The sequence below is a fragment of the Arthrobacter sp. EM1 genome, from assembly GCF_029964055.1.
Classification (GTDB): Bacteria; Actinomycetota; Actinomycetes; order Actinomycetales; family Micrococcaceae; genus Arthrobacter.
In genome coordinates this window covers 80,488-96,385 of the sequence record NZ_CP124836.1, presented here as the reverse complement: position 1 = coordinate 96,385, position 15,898 = coordinate 80,488, and the positions used below count along the sequence as shown (strand labels likewise).

Genomic DNA, 15,898 nt, shown 5'->3' with positions numbered 1-15,898 from the left:
GATGACTGAACTTCCCCTGATCGGCGAAGCCATTGCCGTCGCCGCAGAGCCCCGGCTCGCCGGCGCGAAAATCGGCGTCGTGACCTTCCCCGGCACCCTTGACGACCGCGATGCCATCCGGGCGGTCCGGCTCGCAGGCGCCACCGCCGTCCCGCTCTGGCACGCCGACACCACCCTGGGGGACGTCGACGCCGTCGTCATTCCCGGTGGTTTCTCCTACGGCGACTACCTCCGCGCCGGCGCCATCTCCCGGTTCGCGCCGCTGATGACCAAAATCATCGACGCCGCGACCTCGGACGGCAGGCTGCCCGTGCTGGGCATCTGCAACGGCTTCCAGATCCTGACCGAATCGCACCTTTTGCCCGGCTCGATGATCAAAAACGACCACTTGAAATTCATGTGCCGCGACCAGGTCCTGCGGGTGGAAAACAACACAACCGCCTGGACCGGCGACTACGCCGCCGGCCAGGAAATTACCGTGCCGCTGAAGAACCAGGACGGCCAGTACATCGCGGACGCCAAGACCCTTGACGCGCTGGAAGCCGAGGGCCGTGTGGTGTTCCGCTACGTCGGCTTCAACCCGAACGGCTCCCGCCGCGACATCGCCGGCATCGCCAACGCCGCGGGAAACATTGTGGGCCTTATGCCGCACCCGGAACACGCCGTGGAAGCAGGATTCGGCCCCGAGAACGGCTCCGGCACCGAGGGCCTTGGCTTCTTCACCTCTGTCCTGAACAAGATCGTGGGAGACAACAAATGACGGACACGTCGCGCCCCAACGCCACCGAGACCAAGAAGTTCAACATCGACACGGTCGAGAACGCGGCCAAGACACCGGACGTCGAGCTGCCGTGGGCCGAGCTGGGCCTGAAGCAGAACGAGTTCGAGGAAGTCGTTAAGGTCCTGGGCCGCCGCCCGACAGGCGCCGAGCTCGCCATGTATTCCGTGATGTGGAGCGAGCACTGCTCCTACAAGTCCTCCAAGAACCACCTGCGCCAGTTCGGCGAAAAGGTGACCGAGGAGATGAAAAAGGACATGCTTGTGGGCATCGGCGAAAATGCCGGCGTCACGAATCTCGGTGACGGCTGGGCGGTGACGTTCAAGATCGAGTCGCACAACTCGCCGTCGTTCGTCGAGCCCTACCAGGGTGCCGCGACCGGCATCGGCGGGATCGTCCGCGACATCATCTCGATGGGTGCCCGGCCCGTGGCCGTAATGGATCCGCTGCGGTTCGGCGCCATCGACCACCCCGATACCGCCCGCGTGATGCACGGCGCCGTCGCCGGCATCGGCGGCTACGGCAACTCCCTGGGACTGCCGAACATCGGCGGCGAAATGGTCTTCGACTCCGTGTACCAGGGCAACCCGCTGGTCAACGCCCTCGCCGTCGGCGTGATGCGGCACGAGGACATCCGCCTCGCCAACGCCTCCGGCAAGGGCAACAAGGTGGTGCTCTTCGGAGCCCGCACCGGCGGTGACGGCATCGGCGGCGCCTCCGTGCTGGCCTCTGAGTCCTTCGACGACACCAAACCCTCCAAGCGTCCGGCCGTCCAGGTCGGGGACCCCTTCGCCGAGAAGGTCCTGATCGAATGCTGCCTCGAACTGTTCAAGGGCTCCCTGGTTGAGGGCATCCAGGACCTCGGCGCCGCCGGCATCTCCTGCGCTACCTCCGAGCTCGCCTCCAACGGCGACGGCGGCATGGAAGTCGAGCTCACCTCCGTCCTGCTGCGCGACCCCACCCTGACGCCGGGCGAGATCCTGATGTCCGAGTCGCAGGAACGCATGATGGCCGTCGTCACCCCGGAAAACGTCGCAGCATTTGAAGCCGTGATGGACAAGTGGGCTGTCGAGTATTCCTGGCTGGGCGAGGTGACCGATACCGGACGCCTCATCATCACGTGGGAAGGTGACGTGATTGTTGACGTCGACCCGCGCACAGTGGCCCACGACGGGCCGGTCTACGACCGGCCGTTTGCCCGCCCCGCCTGGCAGGACGCCGTGCAGGCCGACTCCTTCACCGGGTCCGTGCAGGACGCCGGCCGCCCGTCCGCCCCCGCGGACCTGGCCACCGCCATCACCGAACTCGTTTCCTCGCCGAACATGTGCAGCAAGTCCTGGATTACCAGCCAGTACGACCGCTATGTCGGCGGCAATACCTCGATGTCGTTCCCGGACGACGCCGGCGTGGTCCGGGTGGACGAGGAAACCGGGTTGGGCGTGGCTCTGGCCACCGACGCCAACGGCCGCTACACCTACCTTGATCCCTACCACGGCGCACAGTTGGCGCTGGCCGAGGCGTACCGCAACGTCGCCACCTCCGGCGCCGTGCCGATGGCCGTCAGCGACTGCCTGAACTTCGGCTCGCCCGAGGATCCCGACGTTATGTGGCAGCTTGCCGAAGCCATCCGCGGCCTGTCCGACGCGTGTATGGTCCTGGGCATCCCGGTCACCGGCGGCAACGTTTCGCTCTACAACCAGACCGGCACAGTGCCCATCCACCCCTCCCCCGTGGTGGCCGTGCTGGGCAAGTTCGACGACGTCGACCGGCGCACGCCGTCGGGCTGGCAAGAAGACGGCCAGGCCATCTATTTCCTCGGCACAACCGCTGCGGAGCTGGACGGTTCGGAGTGGTCCAACATGCGCGGACACCTGGGTGGTTTGCCTCCCAAGGTTGACTTGGCCGCCGAGCGTGCGCTGGGCGAGATCCTGATTAACGCTTCCCGCGACGGCATGGTGGATTCCGCGCACGACCTCTCCGAGGGCGGCCTTGCCGCGGCCCTCGTGGAGTCCTCGCTGCGCTACGGCGTGGGTGCCCGGATTGCGCTGCAGGATATCCTGGACCGCGATGGCGTGGACCTGTTCACCGCGCTGTTCTCCGAGACCCAGGGCCGCGCCATCGTGGCGGTGCCCCGCTCCGAGGAAATCAGGTTCAAGGACATGTGCACCGCCCGCGGCTTCGCGCACCTCCGGATCGGCGTCGTGGACGCCGAGGGCGGCACGCTTGAGATCAACGGCGTCGACACCCTGGACCTCGCCTCGCTCCGCGAAGCCCACGAGGCTACCTTGCCGAAGTACTTCGGCTAGTCCGCACCGCAACCCTGACCCCACGGCGCGGGCCTAACCGACCGCGCCGTGGGGCCACTTGCCGCTTGGAGAACCCCCTCGGGATGGGCGCCAAGTCACCCCGCGTGGCTTGGACAGCGCTGACCGCGGCGGTCCACGGCGGAGGCTCGTCCTGCCCGGGACCGCGGGCCTTGGCGGCACCCGCACCGCCGCTGCTGCATCGATCAGTTGAGGTCAGTCATCGCTGCGCAACTCCCGTTGGCGGACGCTGAGCAGCTCCATGTCGGGCCGGGCGGCGACAAAGCGTTCGACGGCGGCAAGAACTTCCATAAGATGGGCCCGGTCCGCTGCGACGAGACCGGCGCCGATTATGGTCCGCCGGTACTGGTCCTGGAGGCCAGCCTCGGTCACGGAGACCTCAAAACGCCGCTTCAGCTCGGCCAGCACGGGCCGCACCACGGACCGCTTTTCCTTCAGGCTGTGGACGTCGCCAAGGAGCAGGTCACATTCAATCCAGCCGATCCACATTGCACTGTCCCTCCTGAGGTTCCGGACGATGGCGAGCTCCACCATCGCCCGAGCGCAGCGGCGTCCCTCATGCGGCGTCCGGTCGAGGCCCTGCTGGGTCGAGGGTCAGTTGATTCAGCACTGTTGCTGCTCTCAGTCCACCCCTGCGGCAAGTTCCCGTGCACTCCGGATGTAGCGGGACGTGATGTGGCCCCGCACCCGCTTCGCCAGCACGTCGCCCGCCGCGTAGAACCAGTTGGACGGCACCCCAAACGCCGTGATCCGGATAGCTACCCGGCCCCCTGCATCGATGGAAATCTCGAACGCCTCCTCGCCCCGGACGGGATGCCCGGGGAGGGTCCCGTAGCCGAACCCGGCGGACTGCGGGCCCTTACCGGGTACCGGGCGGCGGACCCAGACCACCTCGCACGGTGCGTCGATCCGGAACGGCCCGACGCCGAACCCGCTGACCACGCGGGTGCCGGGGGCCACCACATCCGATTCCGCGCGGACACGCAGTCCTGCCCGTTTCTGCAGTTGCCAGTTCAGCGTCCCCTGGACCACGCGCCGGTAGCTGGCCAGGCCCTCGCCCACGTAGGCGTGCGTGACCAGGCATTCGTAGCCCGCAGGCGCCGGCCCATGCTCCGTGGAGCCGATGCCCGGATAGTTCAGCTCTCCGGCCGCGATCCGCGCGCTCATGCCCGGCCTCCTGCCAGCCGCGCCCAGCCCAGCTGTTCCTGCTGGCGGCGGTTCAGCGAAGCCACCACGAGGTCGTAGGAATCTTCAACCATGTCGCGCACCATCGCATCGGGAAGGGAACCATCCAGGCGCACACCATTCCAGTGCTTCTTGTTCAGGTGCCAGGCTCCGGTGATCTCGGGGTGCGCCGCACGCAGCTGCTCTGCCAGGGCCGGCTCGCATTTCAGGCTGACGGAGAAGTCAGTCGCCTGCAGGGCAGAGAGGGCGAATATTTTTGCTTCGTGGCGGACGCCGCCGGACACTGCGGCCCGCACCTTAAAGACAGCGGTCTCCGGGCCGAACGGAAAGTCTTCGAAAGCACCGGTCAAGCCAAGGCAGATTCCACGAAGTCCCGCTGCGTCCATGAACTCAGCCTACTTGCCTCCGCCGACTTTCTTGGGTCCCCGCCGGGAGTACCTCAAACGACGCCGAGAAAGTCCTCCAGCAGCACCACTTCAAGGCCGGCGGCCAGCTGGGCGGCCCGGAAAGCAGCCAGATCGGCGGCGAACTCGGGGCGGAAATGCATCAGCACAATATCCCCCGGACGCAGGGTATTGCCGTACTGGTAGTCCATCCGGCCGGCGTTGGCTTTAGCCTCCCAGGTGACGATCGCCTTAATCCCTGCCGCCGCGGCTGCCTGCCGCATGCTGATCGAGTAGGCGCCACCGGGCGGGCGGAACAGCGCGGGACGCCGTCCGAACACCCGCTGGGCATAATCCTGCATACCGGTGATTTCTGCGAGCTGCTGTTGGTACCCCATCTGAGTGACCATGTTGATGTTGTGGCTCAGTGTGTGGTTCTCCACCAGGCTCCCCTGGGCGGCGAAGGGTTCGAAGAAACCGGGGTTGTCCTGAACGAAGTTCCGGGTCAGGAACATCGACGCCGGATAATCGTACGCGGCCATCAGCCGGATCATTTCGGGAGATTTCGCCACCCCGTCGTCAATGGTGAGGAAAACCACCGGCTGCTTCGTCTCGATCTTGGTCAGCACCGGCGCCAGCCCGTTCTGAACCGGAGGCAGCGTGAAATCCCGGATAACCGGTGCGCGCGGACGTCGGGTGGGTCCGTCGTCGGGCAAGAGCGGGAGGCGCAGACGCCCGGGCCGGGCGGACACGGCAGGGGCGGACACGGCAGGGGCTGCGGGGCCGGGTGCTTGCGGCGGCGCAGTGGACGGGCCAGCCGGATCCGCGCAGGCCACCAAGGCCGTCGCCAGCGAGGCGCCCAGGAACCCAAGCGCCGTCCGGCGCCCAAGGGGCCGCCGGGGCTCTGTTACGTGGTGCTCACACAAGTCTGGTCCCAGCGCTAGGCGAAGTAGGTCCGGCGCAGAATAGCAGGTCGAAGTGACCGGCAGCCTGCGGCCGTTACTCAGTGACCGAACCGCGGCGCTTCCTGCGCCGGGCAGGCGTTCATCACCACGTCCAGCCCTGCGGCTTTGGCACGGGCGGCGGCGGCCTCGTCGATCACGCCCAGCTGCAGCCAGACGGCCCTCGCGCCGGCGGCGATCGCTTCGTCCACTACGGCTCCGACCCGCTGCGAATTCACGAAGCAGTCCACAACGTCAAGGGCTTGGCCGGACGCCGGGATGTCGGCCAGCCTGGCGTAGCCGGGCTCGCCGTGGACGGCATCCCCGGGCAGGTTTACCGGGACGATCTCCATCCCGAGACTGTCACGGATAAACAGGGACGTCTGGTATGCCGCCCGCCATTGATTCGTCGACAGTCCGACGATGGCCCAGCGCCCCTTCTCGCGCAGGAGCCGTTCGATGACTGCGGGGTCGTTCACATGGGTCATCTACCCAGCCTAGGCCCGCGCGCGGCCATCCCGCGCGGGGTCACGGCACCCCGGCACGGCGTTTCGAATAATCTACGGAAACACCTGCCCGCGCCGTCAGGTTTCCGAATATTACGTTGTCGATTTGGGCAAAACCGGCAATTCCGTTTTAGTAGAAGGTGACCATCCCGAGCGGCCGAGAGACCTGGATCGATGAAGCCGCAGCAACCCTGGTCGCCGGAGCTCTTCCCTTGGCTCCGGCGATAACGAGGTAAGAGCCGCGGGAACGGCCGGACTGACCATCCGGCCGAGCGGCTCTTTCCGTAGGGTGCTACTGCCAGGACCGATGGAGTGCCCCATGACTACTGCCCTGTCCGCCCCCGCGCCGGCGTCGTCCTACGACGCCGCCCGAGCCGCCCCCCGCACCCCGGCGCTGCCGGTTGCCTTCCGATCGCTGCGCCGCACCTTCGGGGCCGGGGCCGCGGCGCACACCGTCCTGCGCGACGTCGACTTCGAAATCCGGGCCGGCGAAGTCCTCGCGATCCTTGGCACCTCCGGATGCGGAAAGTCCACGCTGCTCCGGGCCGCCGCAGGGCTCGACTCCCCCACCGCCGGCAGTGTTGAGATCGACGGCACACCGGTCCAGGGCATCGACTCCCGCTGCGCTTTCGCCTTTCAGGAACCGCGCCTCCTGCCGTGGCACACCCTGCAAGCCAACATCGCGATCGGCCTGCCCGCAGGCATCAGCGCCAGGGACGGAAAGGCTAAGGTGGCCCGGCTGCTTGACCTCGTGGGCCTCACGGAGTTCGCCAAGCACCGGCCCCGCGAAATATCCGGCGGCATGGCCCAGCGCGCCTCCCTGGCCCGCGCCCTTGCCCGCAACCCCGGTGTCCTGCTGCTGGATGAACCGTTCGGCGCACTCGACGCGCTCACCCGGATCAAGATGCAGGACCTGCTGCTGGAGATCCACCGAGTCGAGCCCACCACTGTGCTGCTTGTGACCCATGACGTCGACGAGGCCCTCCAGCTTGCCGACCGCATCATCGTCCTGGGCAAAGAAAGCGGGCCCGGTACCGGATCCGCCGCGGCCGGGACCGGCGCGACGATCGTTCGCACCGCTGTGGTGCCCGGCGCGCGGCCCCGCGGCCGCGGTTCCGTGGAACTGGCCAGCCTGCGGACCTCGCTCTTTCAGTCCCTCGGCGTCGGCGGCCATTAGCAGCCCGCCGGCGCCTCGAACGCCAGCCGGAATGCCGCTGCCCGGCCCGCGCCACCTCCTGTTACACCGCGAGTTTTCGCTCCGGTCCACGTTGCTTCACTTCCGCATTTTTCACTTCCCAGAGGATCGCCATGTCATTCGCCCGCACAACCACCCGCCGTTCAGTAGTGGCGGCCCTTGCCGCCTCCGCCGCCCTTGCTCTTACTGGCTGCGTTGCGGGCGAAGGATCCTCCGTGGCCCCCGCCGCCGCATTCTCGGGCGGCACGCTGAATATCGACTTCGCCACCTACAACCCGCTGAGCCTGGTCATCAAAAAGAAGGGCTGGCTCGAGGCCGCACTCAAGGACCAGGGTGTCACAGTGAACTGGGTCCAGTCCGCGGGCTCCAATAAGGCGAACGAGGCGCTGCGGTCCGGCGCGATCGACGTCGGTTCCACGGCCGGATCTGCCGCGCTGCTGGCCCGTGCCAACGGTTCCCCGATCAAGACGATCGACATCTACTCGCAGCCCGAATGGTCCGCGCTCGTCACGGGGCCCTCCTCCGGGATCGCCACGGTGGCCGACCTCAGGGGCAAGTCCGTGGCCGCGACCAAGGGTACCGACCCGTACTTCTTCCTCCTGCAGTCCCTCGCCGAAGCCGGACTTTCGGCCAAGGACGTCACCGTGCAGAACCTACAGCACGCGGACGGACGCACGGCACTGGAGAACGGGGCCGTGGATGCCTGGGCCGGCCTCGATCCGATTATGGCCGGCGCCGAGAAGAACGGTGCAAAGCTGTTCTACCGAAACGTGTCCTTCAACAGCTACGGCTTCCTGAACGCGAACGAGTCGTTCCTGGCCGCTAAGCCGAAGCAGGCGCAGGCCGTCGTCAATGCCTACGAGAAGGCCCGTGCCTGGGCCGCCGCGAATCCGGACGAGACCGCGCAGATCCTCGCCGACGTCGCGGGCCTCGACGTCGGCATCGCCAAAACCGTGATCCTGGAGCGCAGCAACCTCGCCGTCGACCCCGCGCCGGGTGAGGCCCAGCGCAAGGTCCTGGCCAAGATCGGCCCCACTTTCGTTGAGACCGGGGATGTCACCGGCCAGGACAAAATCGACACGGCATTGTCGACTCTTCTTGATGACTCGCTGGTGAAGAAGGCGGATGCATCCGCGATCAGGGATTCCTGATGACAAACCACCGGAATCCGCCTGGCACCGGCACGAGCGTTGCCGACGGGGGCACTGCAGCCGTCCCCGCACGTCCGGCAGACGCTGCCCGGCCGGCCTCCCCTGGTTCGCGCGCTGGCGGCTCCCCGGCGAACGGATGGTTCCCCGCCGGGATCCTGGCCAGCCGTTGGACGCGTCTGTTCCTTGGATTGGTCCTTCCCGCGGCGGTTCTGGCCGCCTGGCAGGTCTCCACGGCTGCCGGGGTCTTCAGCGTTGTCCAGCTCCCGCCGCCGGAGATGGTGCTGGAGGCAGGCCTTGACCTGCTCCAGCGCGGGCAACTCGGCCAGCACATCGCGATCTCCACCCAGCGCGTGCTGATCGGCTTTGCTGCCGGCGCGGCCCTTGGCCTGGTGTTCGGGTCACTGGTAGGACTGTCCAAAGTCGCCGACTCCCTACTGGCTCCGACCATCGGGGCCCTCCGCGCCGTCCCCTCCCTCGCGTGGGTACCGCTGCTTATCCTCTGGATGAAAATCGGCGAGGATTCCAAGATCACCCTGATCCTGATCGGCGCCTTTTTCCCCGTCTTTACGACCGTCTCCCTGGCGCTGCGGCACGTGGACCGCAACCTGGTGGAAGCCGCGCGCGCCTTCGGCCTCAACGGGGTAAAGCTGCTGACCACCGTCCAGCTTCCGGCAGTGGTTCCCGCAGTGTTCTCCGGACTCCGGCTCGCGCTGGCCCAGGCCTGGCTGTTCCTGGTGGCCGCCGAACTCATCGCGTCCTCGATGGGGCTTGGCTTCCTGCTCACGGATTCGCAGAACAACGGCCGCACGGACCGGCTCCTACTCGCAATCGTGCTGCTGGCCGTGATCGGCAAGATCACGGACGCCCTGCTGGGCCTGGCCGAGAAATGGGCGGTGAACCGGTGGGCATAAGCACCGAAACGGCACCGGCGGGTTTCCCGGTCACCGAACAAGAGCGCCTCTCCTTCTGGGAGGCAGCTGCCCTCCGGCTCGACTGGGAGGAGGTGCCGGGGCAGGCCAGGCCCTGGCACACCACCCACCGCTGGATCCCGGCAGACGGGGCTGCCGGCACCGGTCCGGGAATCACCTGGTTTGAGGGCGGCAGGCTCAACGTCGCGTCCAACTGCGTCGACCGCCATGTAGCGGCGGGACGCGGGGACAAGGTGGCGTTGCACTTCGAGGGCGAACGCGGGGACCGGCGCACCATCAGCTACGCCGAACTGCAGCGGGAGGTCTGCCGGGCTGCCAACGCCCTGCTTGCGCTGGGAATCGGCAAGGGCGACCGCGTGGTCATCTATCTCCCGGTCATCCCCGAAACCATCATCATCACCTTGGCCGTGGCACGCATCGGCGCCGTCCACTCGCTGGTTTTTGGCGGTTTCTCCGCCGAAGCGCTCAGATTCCGGGTAGCGGACACCGGTGCGAAGCTGCTGGTCACCACCGACGGCCAGTTCCGCCGCGGCGAGGCAGTACCGGTCAAGGGCAATGCGGACGCCGCCGTGGCCGGCAACAATGCTATCGAGCATGTCCTGGTAGTCAACCGAACCACCCCGCCGGAGCTTCTGGCGACCGTCCCGATGACCGAGGGCCGCGATGTGTGGTGGCATAACGCCGTCGGGCGGGCCTCCGAGGTCCACGAAGCCGAAGTCTTCGACGCCGAAACGCCGTTGTTTATTATGTACACCTCCGGGACCACGGGAAAGCCCAAGGGCCTGGTGCACACCTCCGGCGGCTACCTGACACAGGCGTCCTGGAGCTTCGAGCATCTCTTTAGCAATCCGGACCCCGCACTCCGTGACCGGGACGTTCACTGGTGCACGGCAGACCTGGCATGGGTCACCGCCCACACCTATGAGCTTTACGGTCCGCTCTCCAACGGAGTCACCCAGGTAATTTTCGAGGGCACCCCCAACACTCCGCATCCGGGCCGGCACTTGGAAATCATTGAGCGCTACGGCGTGACGCAGTACTACACCGCTCCCACCCTGGTCCGTTCGCTGATGGGCTGGTTCCCCGACGGCGTCCCGGCCAGCTACGACCTGTCCTCCATCCGCCTGCTCGGCACCGTCGGTGAGGCCGTCAACCCCGAAGCATGGCGTTGGTTCCGGCAGAACATCGGTGCCGGAACCGCCCCGGTCGTTGACACCTGGTGGCAGTCCGAAACCGGCGCCACCATTCTCTCCCCGGCCCCGACCGACGCCGGCTTTAAGCCCGGCTGTGCCGCCCGGCCCCTGCCCGGCGTCAGCACCCGGATCGTGGACGACGCCGGCGACACTGTCCCGCCCGGCGTCCAGGGCTTTATTGTGGTGGACGCTCCGGGCCCCGCCATCGCCCGGACCGTCTGGGGGAACCCGCAGCGCTACTACGATTCGTACTGGCGCCAGTACGCCGCGCAGGGGTGGTTCCTCGCGGGGGACGGTGCCAAATACGACGACGACGGCGACATCTGGATCCTCGGACGGGTGGACGACACCCTCAACGTCTCAGGACACCTGCTCTCCACGATCGAGATCGAATCAGCCCTCGTCGCACACCCGGACGTCGTGGAGGCCGGGGTCTGCCCCGTCGCGGATCCGAAGACCGGCCACGCCATCGTCGCGTTCGTCGTTCTGCGCGAAGCAGCGGCTGCCGGGTACATCGCGTCCGAATTGAAGGCGCACGTCGCGAAGGCGATCGGGCCTATCGCCAAGCCCCGCGATGTCGTCGTCGTCCCGGATGTGCCGAAGACCCGCAGCGGCAAGATCATGCGACGGCTACTGACCCAGCTGTTCGAGGGCAGCGCGCTCGGCGACACCACGTCGCTCCAGAACGAACCATCCATCGTGGACATCCAGGATGTCCTGCGAACCCGAAATACCCCAGAAGTAAGGAACACCCATGACTGACATCAGCAATGTGGCCCGTCTCTCCGAACCGCTCAAGTTCGCCTACTGGGTTCCGAATGTCTCCGGCGGCCTCGTCGTTTCCACTATCGAACAGCGCACCGGCTGGGACTTCGAGTACAACAAGAAGCTGGCCCGGATCGCGGAGAATTCCGGCTTCGAATACGCCCTGACCCAGACGCGCTATGCCGCCTCCTACGGCGCGGACAAACAGCACGAGGCCACCTCCTTCAGCCTGGCGCTGCTGGCGGCCACCGAGCGGCTCAAGGTCATCTCCGCCGTCCACCCGGGCATGTGGCACCCCGGCGTTCTCGCCAAATTCATCATCACCGCGGACCATATCTCCGACGGCCGGGCCGCCGTGAACATCGTTTCAGGCTGGCTTAAGGCGGAGTTCGAGAACTTCGGCCTGGACTGGCTCGAACACGACGAACGCTACGTCCGCACCGAGGAGTTCATCCGCGTCCTCCGCGGGCTCTGGACCGAGCAGGAGTACAGCCAGTCCGGAAAGTATTACAACATCACCGGCTTCACCCTGAATCCGGCCCCGGTGGACGTGCCCGGCCGGGCACACCCGGAGATCTTCTTCGGCGGAAACTCCACTGCTGCGCAGGCCACGGCAGGCCGGGTCGCCGACTGGTACTTCTCCAACGGCAAGGACCTGGAAGGCTTCAAGGAGAACATCGCCGGCGTCGTGGCTTCCGCGGCAGAAGGCGGACGCGGGACCGCGCCCAAGACCGGCGCCACCGAGCCCGCGCTCGCCGCCCCGCGCTTTGGCCTGAACGGATTCGTGATCGCCCGTGATTCCGAACGGGAAGCCCGCGACACCCTCCGCGAGATCGTCGAGAAGGCGCACAAACCCGCCGTCGAAGGTTTCCGCGACGCTGTCCAGGAGGCCGGCGCGTCCACAAAGGACGGCAAAGGCATGTGGGCCGACTCAAGCTTCGAGGACCTGGTCCAATACAACGACGGCTTCAAAACCCAGCTGATCGGCACACCGGAGCAGATCGCGGAGCGGATCGTGGAGTACAAAAAGATCGGCGTGAACCTGTTCCTCACCGGCTACCTGCACTTCCAGGAGGAAGTCGCCGCCTTCGGCCAGGACATCCTGCCGATCGTCCGTAAACTCGAGGCAGACCTCGCCCGCAGGAACGGCAGCGAACTGGATCTCTCCGGCACACCGGCGGTCTCGGCCACCCCCACCCCCGGGCTGGTGAACGCGTAATGTCTGACCGCAAATTTGGTTTCCGCACCCGCGCCCTGCATGCCGGGGGCACCCCCGATGCCGAGCACGGCGCCCGCGCCGTGCCGATCTACCAGACGACGTCCTTCGTCTTCAAAGACACCCAGGACGCCGCCAGCCTCTTCGCACTGCAGAAGTACGGCAACATCTACTCCCGGATCGGCAACCCAACCGTCGCCGCGTTCGAAGAGCGCATCGCCTCCCTCGAGGGCGGTATCGGCGCTGTGGCCACGTCATCGGGTATGGCCGCGGAATTCATCACCTTCGCCGCGCTCACCCAGGCCGGGGACCACATTGTCGCCGCCGCCCAGCTCTACGGCGGCACGGTGACCCAGCTTGACGTCACCATGCGCCGCTTCGGGGTCGACACCACTTTCGTCCCGGGGACCAACCCGGCCGACTACGCCGCGGCCATCCGGGAGAACACCAAGGCGATCTTCGTCGAGGTGGTCGCCAACCCGTCCTCGGAGATCCAGGACCTTGAAGGGCTGGCAAAGGTCGCGCACGACGCCGGAATCCCGCTCGTCGTCGACGCCACCTTGAGCACGCCGTACCTCGTGCGGCCAATCGAACACGGGGCTGACATCGTGATCCATTCCGCCACGAAGTTCCTTGGCGGGCACGGCACCACCCTCGGCGGTGTCGTTGTGGAAAGCGGCCGCTTCAATTGGGGCAACGGCAAGTTCCCCATGATGACCGAGCCCGTCGCGTCCTACGGCAACGTCTCCTGGTGGGGGAACTTCGGCGAATACGGGTTCCTCACCAAACTGCGCTGCGAGCACCTCCGCGACATCGGCCCGGCGCTGTCTCCGATGTCGGCCTTCCAGCTGCTGCAGGGGGTGGAAACGCTCCCCCAGCGCCTCGACGAGCATCTGAAGAACGCCCAGGCCGTGGCGGAATGGCTCGAGGCGGACGAACGGGTGGCCTACGTGAACTTCTCCGGCCTGCCCTCGCACCCGCACTTCGAACGGGCCAGGAAATACTTGCCGCTGGGGCCCGGCTCGGTGTTTTCCTTCGGCGTCAAGGGCGGCCGGGCCGCGGGGCAGAAGTTCATCGAGTCCCTGCAGCTGGCCTCGCACCTGGCCAACGTAGGAGACTCCCGGACCCTGGTCATCCACCCGGGCTCCACCACCCACCAGCAGCTCAGCCCGGAACAGCTCGAATCCGCCGGAGTCCCGGAGGACCTGGTCCGGATCTCGATCGGCCTCGAGGACCTTGAGGACATCCTGTGGGACCTCGACCAGGCCTTGGATGCGGCCTCGGAAGAGTCCGCCTCCGAAGCGCGCACGATCGGAGCGCTGCTGTGAGCCGGGAAGAGAAACGTACCTGGACCGGGCCGTCCGCACCGGAACGGTTCAACCTGCTGCGCAGCGCCAGGTCCATCGCGATTGTGGGTGCCTCGGACAAGCCGTCCCGGGCAAGCTATTTTGTGGCCACCTACCTGCAGTCCTCCACCCCGTACAGGCTGTACTTCGTGAACCCGGTGGTGAAGGAGATCCTGGGCCAGCCGACGTATAGCTCACTCGCAGACCTGCCGGAGAGCCCGGACATCGTGGACGTCTTCCGCAAGCACGATGACCTGCCGGGAGTCCTGGAGGAGTCCATCGCGGCCGGAGCCGGAACGCTCTGGCTGCAGCTTGGGTCCTGGCACGAGGAAGTCGCGAAGGAAGCCGAAGCCGCCGGGCTCGACGTCGTGATGGACCGCTGCGTGAAGATTGAGCATGCCCGGTTCCACGGCGGTCTGCATCTGGCCGGCTTCGACACTGGGGTCATTTCCGCCAAGCGGCAGGTCCTGGCCTAGCGCTTCCGGCGCGTTCGAATGCCGAACTCGCCGGTAACGTGCGAGCTCGCTGTTGTCCTACGGCGAGCCCGCACGCTACCGGCGAACTGGGCGGATCGGGAGCGCGTGGCCTAGGGCTGGCCCGGGAGCGAAGGGAGCACCCGGGGAATGGCCCGCCCCGGCAGCTGAGCCTTGGGGAGGGTCCGGCTCTCGCCCGCGCCGGGAAGTCCCGGCACGGCCGGCGTGACGGCCGGTATGACAGGGCGATGGGGCGGCAGCGGGAGGAGTCCGCCCCGGCCTTCAGCCGCCGGAGTGCCCGCGCCGCCGGGCTTCGCAGGTTCCGCGGCGGGGGTTTCCGGTGCCTCAGGAGCGTCCACTGACGGCGGCAGCGCAGGGTTGCCGGCTGGGTTGGCGGGCACAACCGGGGCCGGAATATCCGCCGGCGACGGGGCGGCGGGCTCCGGAGCAACGTCGGGAGTCGGGCCGGAGGGCTGGAAAATGCCGCCTACAGTGTGGCTGACATTTTTGCGGAAGTCCTCGCTTGAGGCGGCGACCGCGCCGGCACCGAGCGTCATTGCACCCACGACGGCGCCGCCCAGGATCGCCAGCCCGCGCTTGCGGCCGCGGCGTTCGCCGAGGCTGACCACCCCGCACGGCAGGACCCCGGCAATGGCGCCTGGCACCGGCGTCACAGCGGGTACGGCCGCCGTCGGGTGTGCAGCAGGACCTGCAGCGGCGGAACTGCTGCCGCCGGCGGTGAGCATTGCCGCGAGGTCGGCCCGGGGAGCAGGGGCCCGGTCCGGGACCATGGCCTGGAGCTGCGCCAGGGTGCTGCCGAGTTCGGCGGCACCTTCGAGACCGGAATCACGGAGCATCGCCTGAATGCCGCCATCCTGCAGGGGTTCGCGTGTGCCGGTCATAATGCTGCGTGGTCCTTTTCGGTGACGAGTTCGCGCAGGGCGCTGAGCCCGCGTCGCTGAAGCTGTTTGATGGCACCCGGGCTCTTGCCCATGATGCCGGCCACCTGGTCGATGGAAAGGTCCGCGACGATCCGCAGGACCAGGACTTCCCGTTGCTCGCCGTTGAGCCGGGAGAGTGTGTAGGACAGGCCGCCGAGGGAACCGAGGGCCTCGTCCTCGGCGGACGCGGAATACCGCGCGTCGTTCAACGGGTTATATTCAGCCAGACACGGTGTCCGTTCGGAGCGCCGGTGGTGGTCTACAAGCCTGGCGTGGGCGACCGAAAAAATGAAGGTTCGCAGGCCTTTGTGGCCACCGGTGACATTCGCCAGTTTCGGCAGAACGTCCACAAATACGTCCTGGGTCAGGGCCTCCGCGTCATCGACGCCCTTGGCCCGGAAGTAACCGAGCACTGCGGGGGAAATCAAGGTGTAGACGGCGCTGAATCCGGACGGGTCGCCAGCCAAGGCTGCTGACAGATCGTCATCGCTCAGCTGGTCTGCCAAGTGGCTTTCCTTCCGTTACTGCTGGCGGTGCGGCCCCCGATAGTGTAGCGGCCGCACCCCGTTACC

At 67.0% G+C, this 15,898-nt stretch carries 16 protein-coding genes; 9 read left to right on the top strand and 7 right to left on the bottom strand.

Annotation, left to right across the window (positions count from 1 at the left end):
* The first annotated feature begins 1 nt into the window (after position 1).
* Together purQ and purL are read left to right on the top strand one after the other, a co-directional pair.
* Positions 2-760 (top strand): phosphoribosylformylglycinamidine synthase subunit PurQ, encoded by a 759-nt coding sequence (gene purQ / locus QI450_RS00490; RefSeq protein ID WP_226773918.1) that lies wholly within the window; start codon positions 2-4, stop codon positions 758-760.
* On the top strand, positions 757-3,084 hold the full coding sequence (gene purL, locus QI450_RS00485; protein ID WP_226773917.1) for a phosphoribosylformylglycinamidine synthase subunit PurL: 2,328 nt from the start codon (positions 757-759) through the stop codon (positions 3,082-3,084). Before purQ ends, purL begins: the two co-directional genes overlap by 4 nt.
* 213 nt (positions 3,085-3,297) lie before the next feature.
* On the opposite strand, the gene QI450_RS00480 is transcribed toward purL, so the two are convergent.
* The 5 genes from QI450_RS00480 to QI450_RS00460 form a co-directional block, all read right to left on the bottom strand.
* The gene (locus tag QI450_RS00480; RefSeq protein ID WP_226773926.1) at positions 3,298-3,591 is read right to left on the bottom strand and encodes a DUF503 domain-containing protein; all 294 of its coding nucleotides are present in this window, start codon (positions 3,589-3,591) and stop codon (positions 3,298-3,300) included.
* A gap of 132 nt (positions 3,592-3,723) precedes the next feature.
* The gene (locus QI450_RS00475; RefSeq protein WP_226773916.1) at positions 3,724-4,269 is read right to left on the bottom strand and encodes a DUF1990 domain-containing protein; all 546 of its coding nucleotides are present in this window, start codon (positions 4,267-4,269) and stop codon (positions 3,724-3,726) included.
* A complete protein-coding gene (locus tag QI450_RS00470; protein ID WP_226773915.1) occupies positions 4,266-4,673 on the bottom strand; it encodes an MmcQ/YjbR family DNA-binding protein in 408 nt (135 codons plus the stop codon). The genes QI450_RS00475 and QI450_RS00470 overlap by 4 nt, the downstream gene beginning before the upstream one ends.
* A gap of 53 nt (positions 4,674-4,726) precedes the next feature.
* Entirely contained in the window at positions 4,727-5,437 is a 711-nt protein-coding gene (locus QI450_RS00465) for a polysaccharide deacetylase family protein (RefSeq protein WP_226773914.1), read from the bottom strand.
* A 236-nt stretch (positions 5,438-5,673) separates the two neighbouring features.
* The gene (locus QI450_RS00460; RefSeq protein WP_226773913.1) at positions 5,674-6,099 is read right to left on the bottom strand and encodes a CoA-binding protein; all 426 of its coding nucleotides are present in this window, start codon (positions 6,097-6,099) and stop codon (positions 5,674-5,676) included.
* Between the two features lie 337 nt (positions 6,100-6,436).
* Here QI450_RS00460 and QI450_RS00455 point away from each other — a divergent pair, with 337 nt between their 5' ends.
* The 7 genes from QI450_RS00455 (at position 6,437) to QI450_RS00425 (ending at position 14,388) form a co-directional block, all read left to right on the top strand.
* Positions 6,437-7,294: an ABC transporter ATP-binding protein gene (locus QI450_RS00455; RefSeq protein WP_226773912.1), complete on the top strand. Its 858-nt coding sequence runs from the start codon at positions 6,437-6,439 to the stop codon at positions 7,292-7,294.
* 131 nt (positions 7,295-7,425) lie between these two features.
* On the top strand, positions 7,426-8,463 hold the full coding sequence (locus tag QI450_RS00450) for an aliphatic sulfonate ABC transporter substrate-binding protein (RefSeq protein WP_226773911.1): 1,038 nt from the start codon (positions 7,426-7,428) through the stop codon (positions 8,461-8,463).
* Entirely contained in the window at positions 8,463-9,374 is a 912-nt protein-coding gene (locus QI450_RS00445; RefSeq protein ID WP_226773910.1) for an ABC transporter permease, read from the top strand. Before QI450_RS00450 ends, QI450_RS00445 begins: the two co-directional genes overlap by 1 nt.
* On the top strand, positions 9,350-11,347 hold the full coding sequence (acs, locus tag QI450_RS00440) for an acetate--CoA ligase (protein WP_226773909.1): 1,998 nt from the start codon (positions 9,350-9,352) through the stop codon (positions 11,345-11,347). The genes QI450_RS00445 and acs overlap by 25 nt, the downstream gene beginning before the upstream one ends.
* Positions 11,340-12,569, top strand: a complete 1,230-nt coding sequence (gene sfnG, locus QI450_RS00435; RefSeq protein WP_226773908.1) for a dimethylsulfone monooxygenase SfnG — start codon at positions 11,340-11,342, stop codon at positions 12,567-12,569. The genes acs and sfnG overlap by 8 nt, the downstream gene beginning before the upstream one ends.
* Positions 12,569-13,894: an O-acetylhomoserine aminocarboxypropyltransferase/cysteine synthase family protein gene (locus QI450_RS00430; RefSeq protein ID WP_226773907.1), complete on the top strand. Its 1,326-nt coding sequence runs from the start codon at positions 12,569-12,571 to the stop codon at positions 13,892-13,894. Before sfnG ends, QI450_RS00430 begins: the two co-directional genes overlap by 1 nt.
* Positions 13,891-14,388: a CoA-binding protein gene (locus QI450_RS00425; RefSeq protein WP_226773906.1), complete on the top strand. Its 498-nt coding sequence runs from the start codon at positions 13,891-13,893 to the stop codon at positions 14,386-14,388. The genes QI450_RS00430 and QI450_RS00425 overlap by 4 nt, the downstream gene beginning before the upstream one ends.
* Positions 14,389-14,498: 110 nt before the next feature.
* Here the strand turns inward: QI450_RS00425 and QI450_RS00420 are convergent, their stop codons facing one another.
* Both QI450_RS00420 and QI450_RS00415 read right to left on the bottom strand, forming a co-directional pair.
* Positions 14,499-15,287: a hypothetical protein gene (locus QI450_RS00420; protein WP_226773905.1), complete on the bottom strand. Its 789-nt coding sequence runs from the start codon at positions 15,285-15,287 to the stop codon at positions 14,499-14,501.
* Positions 15,284-15,832, bottom strand: coding sequence for an RNA polymerase sigma factor (locus QI450_RS00415; protein ID WP_226773904.1), 549 nt, complete (start codon positions 15,830-15,832; stop codon positions 15,284-15,286). The genes QI450_RS00420 and QI450_RS00415 overlap by 4 nt, the downstream gene beginning before the upstream one ends.
* Positions 15,833-15,898: the final 66 nt, after the last annotated feature.

What these genes read in the sequence shown, in the direction of transcription:
- purQ (WP_226773918.1), top strand. Translation starts at nt 2, where the DNA reads ATGACTGAACTTCCCCTGATCGGCGAAGCCATTGCCGTCGCCGCAGAG.
- purL (WP_226773917.1), top strand. Translation starts at nt 757, where the DNA reads ATGACGGACACGTCGCGCCCCAACGCCACCGAGACCAAGAAGTTCAAC.
- QI450_RS00480 (WP_226773926.1), bottom strand. Translation starts at nt 3,591, where the DNA reads ATGTGGATCGGCTGGATTGAATGTGACCTGCTCCTTGGCGACGTCCAC.
- QI450_RS00475 (WP_226773916.1), bottom strand. Translation starts at nt 4,269, where the DNA reads ATGAGCGCGCGGATCGCGGCCGGAGAGCTGAACTATCCGGGCATCGGC.
- QI450_RS00470 (WP_226773915.1), bottom strand. Translation starts at nt 4,673, where the DNA reads ATGGACGCAGCGGGACTTCGTGGAATCTGCCTTGGCTTGACCGGTGCT.
- QI450_RS00460 (WP_226773913.1), bottom strand. Translation starts at nt 6,099, where the DNA reads ATGACCCATGTGAACGACCCCGCAGTCATCGAACGGCTCCTGCGCGAG.
- QI450_RS00455 (WP_226773912.1), top strand. Translation starts at nt 6,437, where the DNA reads ATGACTACTGCCCTGTCCGCCCCCGCGCCGGCGTCGTCCTACGACGCC.
- QI450_RS00450 (WP_226773911.1), top strand. Translation starts at nt 7,426, where the DNA reads ATGTCATTCGCCCGCACAACCACCCGCCGTTCAGTAGTGGCGGCCCTT.
- QI450_RS00445 (WP_226773910.1), top strand. Translation starts at nt 8,463, where the DNA reads ATGACAAACCACCGGAATCCGCCTGGCACCGGCACGAGCGTTGCCGAC.
- acs (WP_226773909.1), top strand. Translation starts at nt 9,350, where the DNA reads ATGGGCGGTGAACCGGTGGGCATAAGCACCGAAACGGCACCGGCGGGT.
- sfnG (WP_226773908.1), top strand. Translation starts at nt 11,340, where the DNA reads ATGACTGACATCAGCAATGTGGCCCGTCTCTCCGAACCGCTCAAGTTC.
- QI450_RS00430 (WP_226773907.1), top strand. Translation starts at nt 12,569, where the DNA reads ATGTCTGACCGCAAATTTGGTTTCCGCACCCGCGCCCTGCATGCCGGG.
- QI450_RS00420 (WP_226773905.1), bottom strand. Translation starts at nt 15,287, where the DNA reads ATGACCGGCACACGCGAACCCCTGCAGGATGGCGGCATTCAGGCGATG.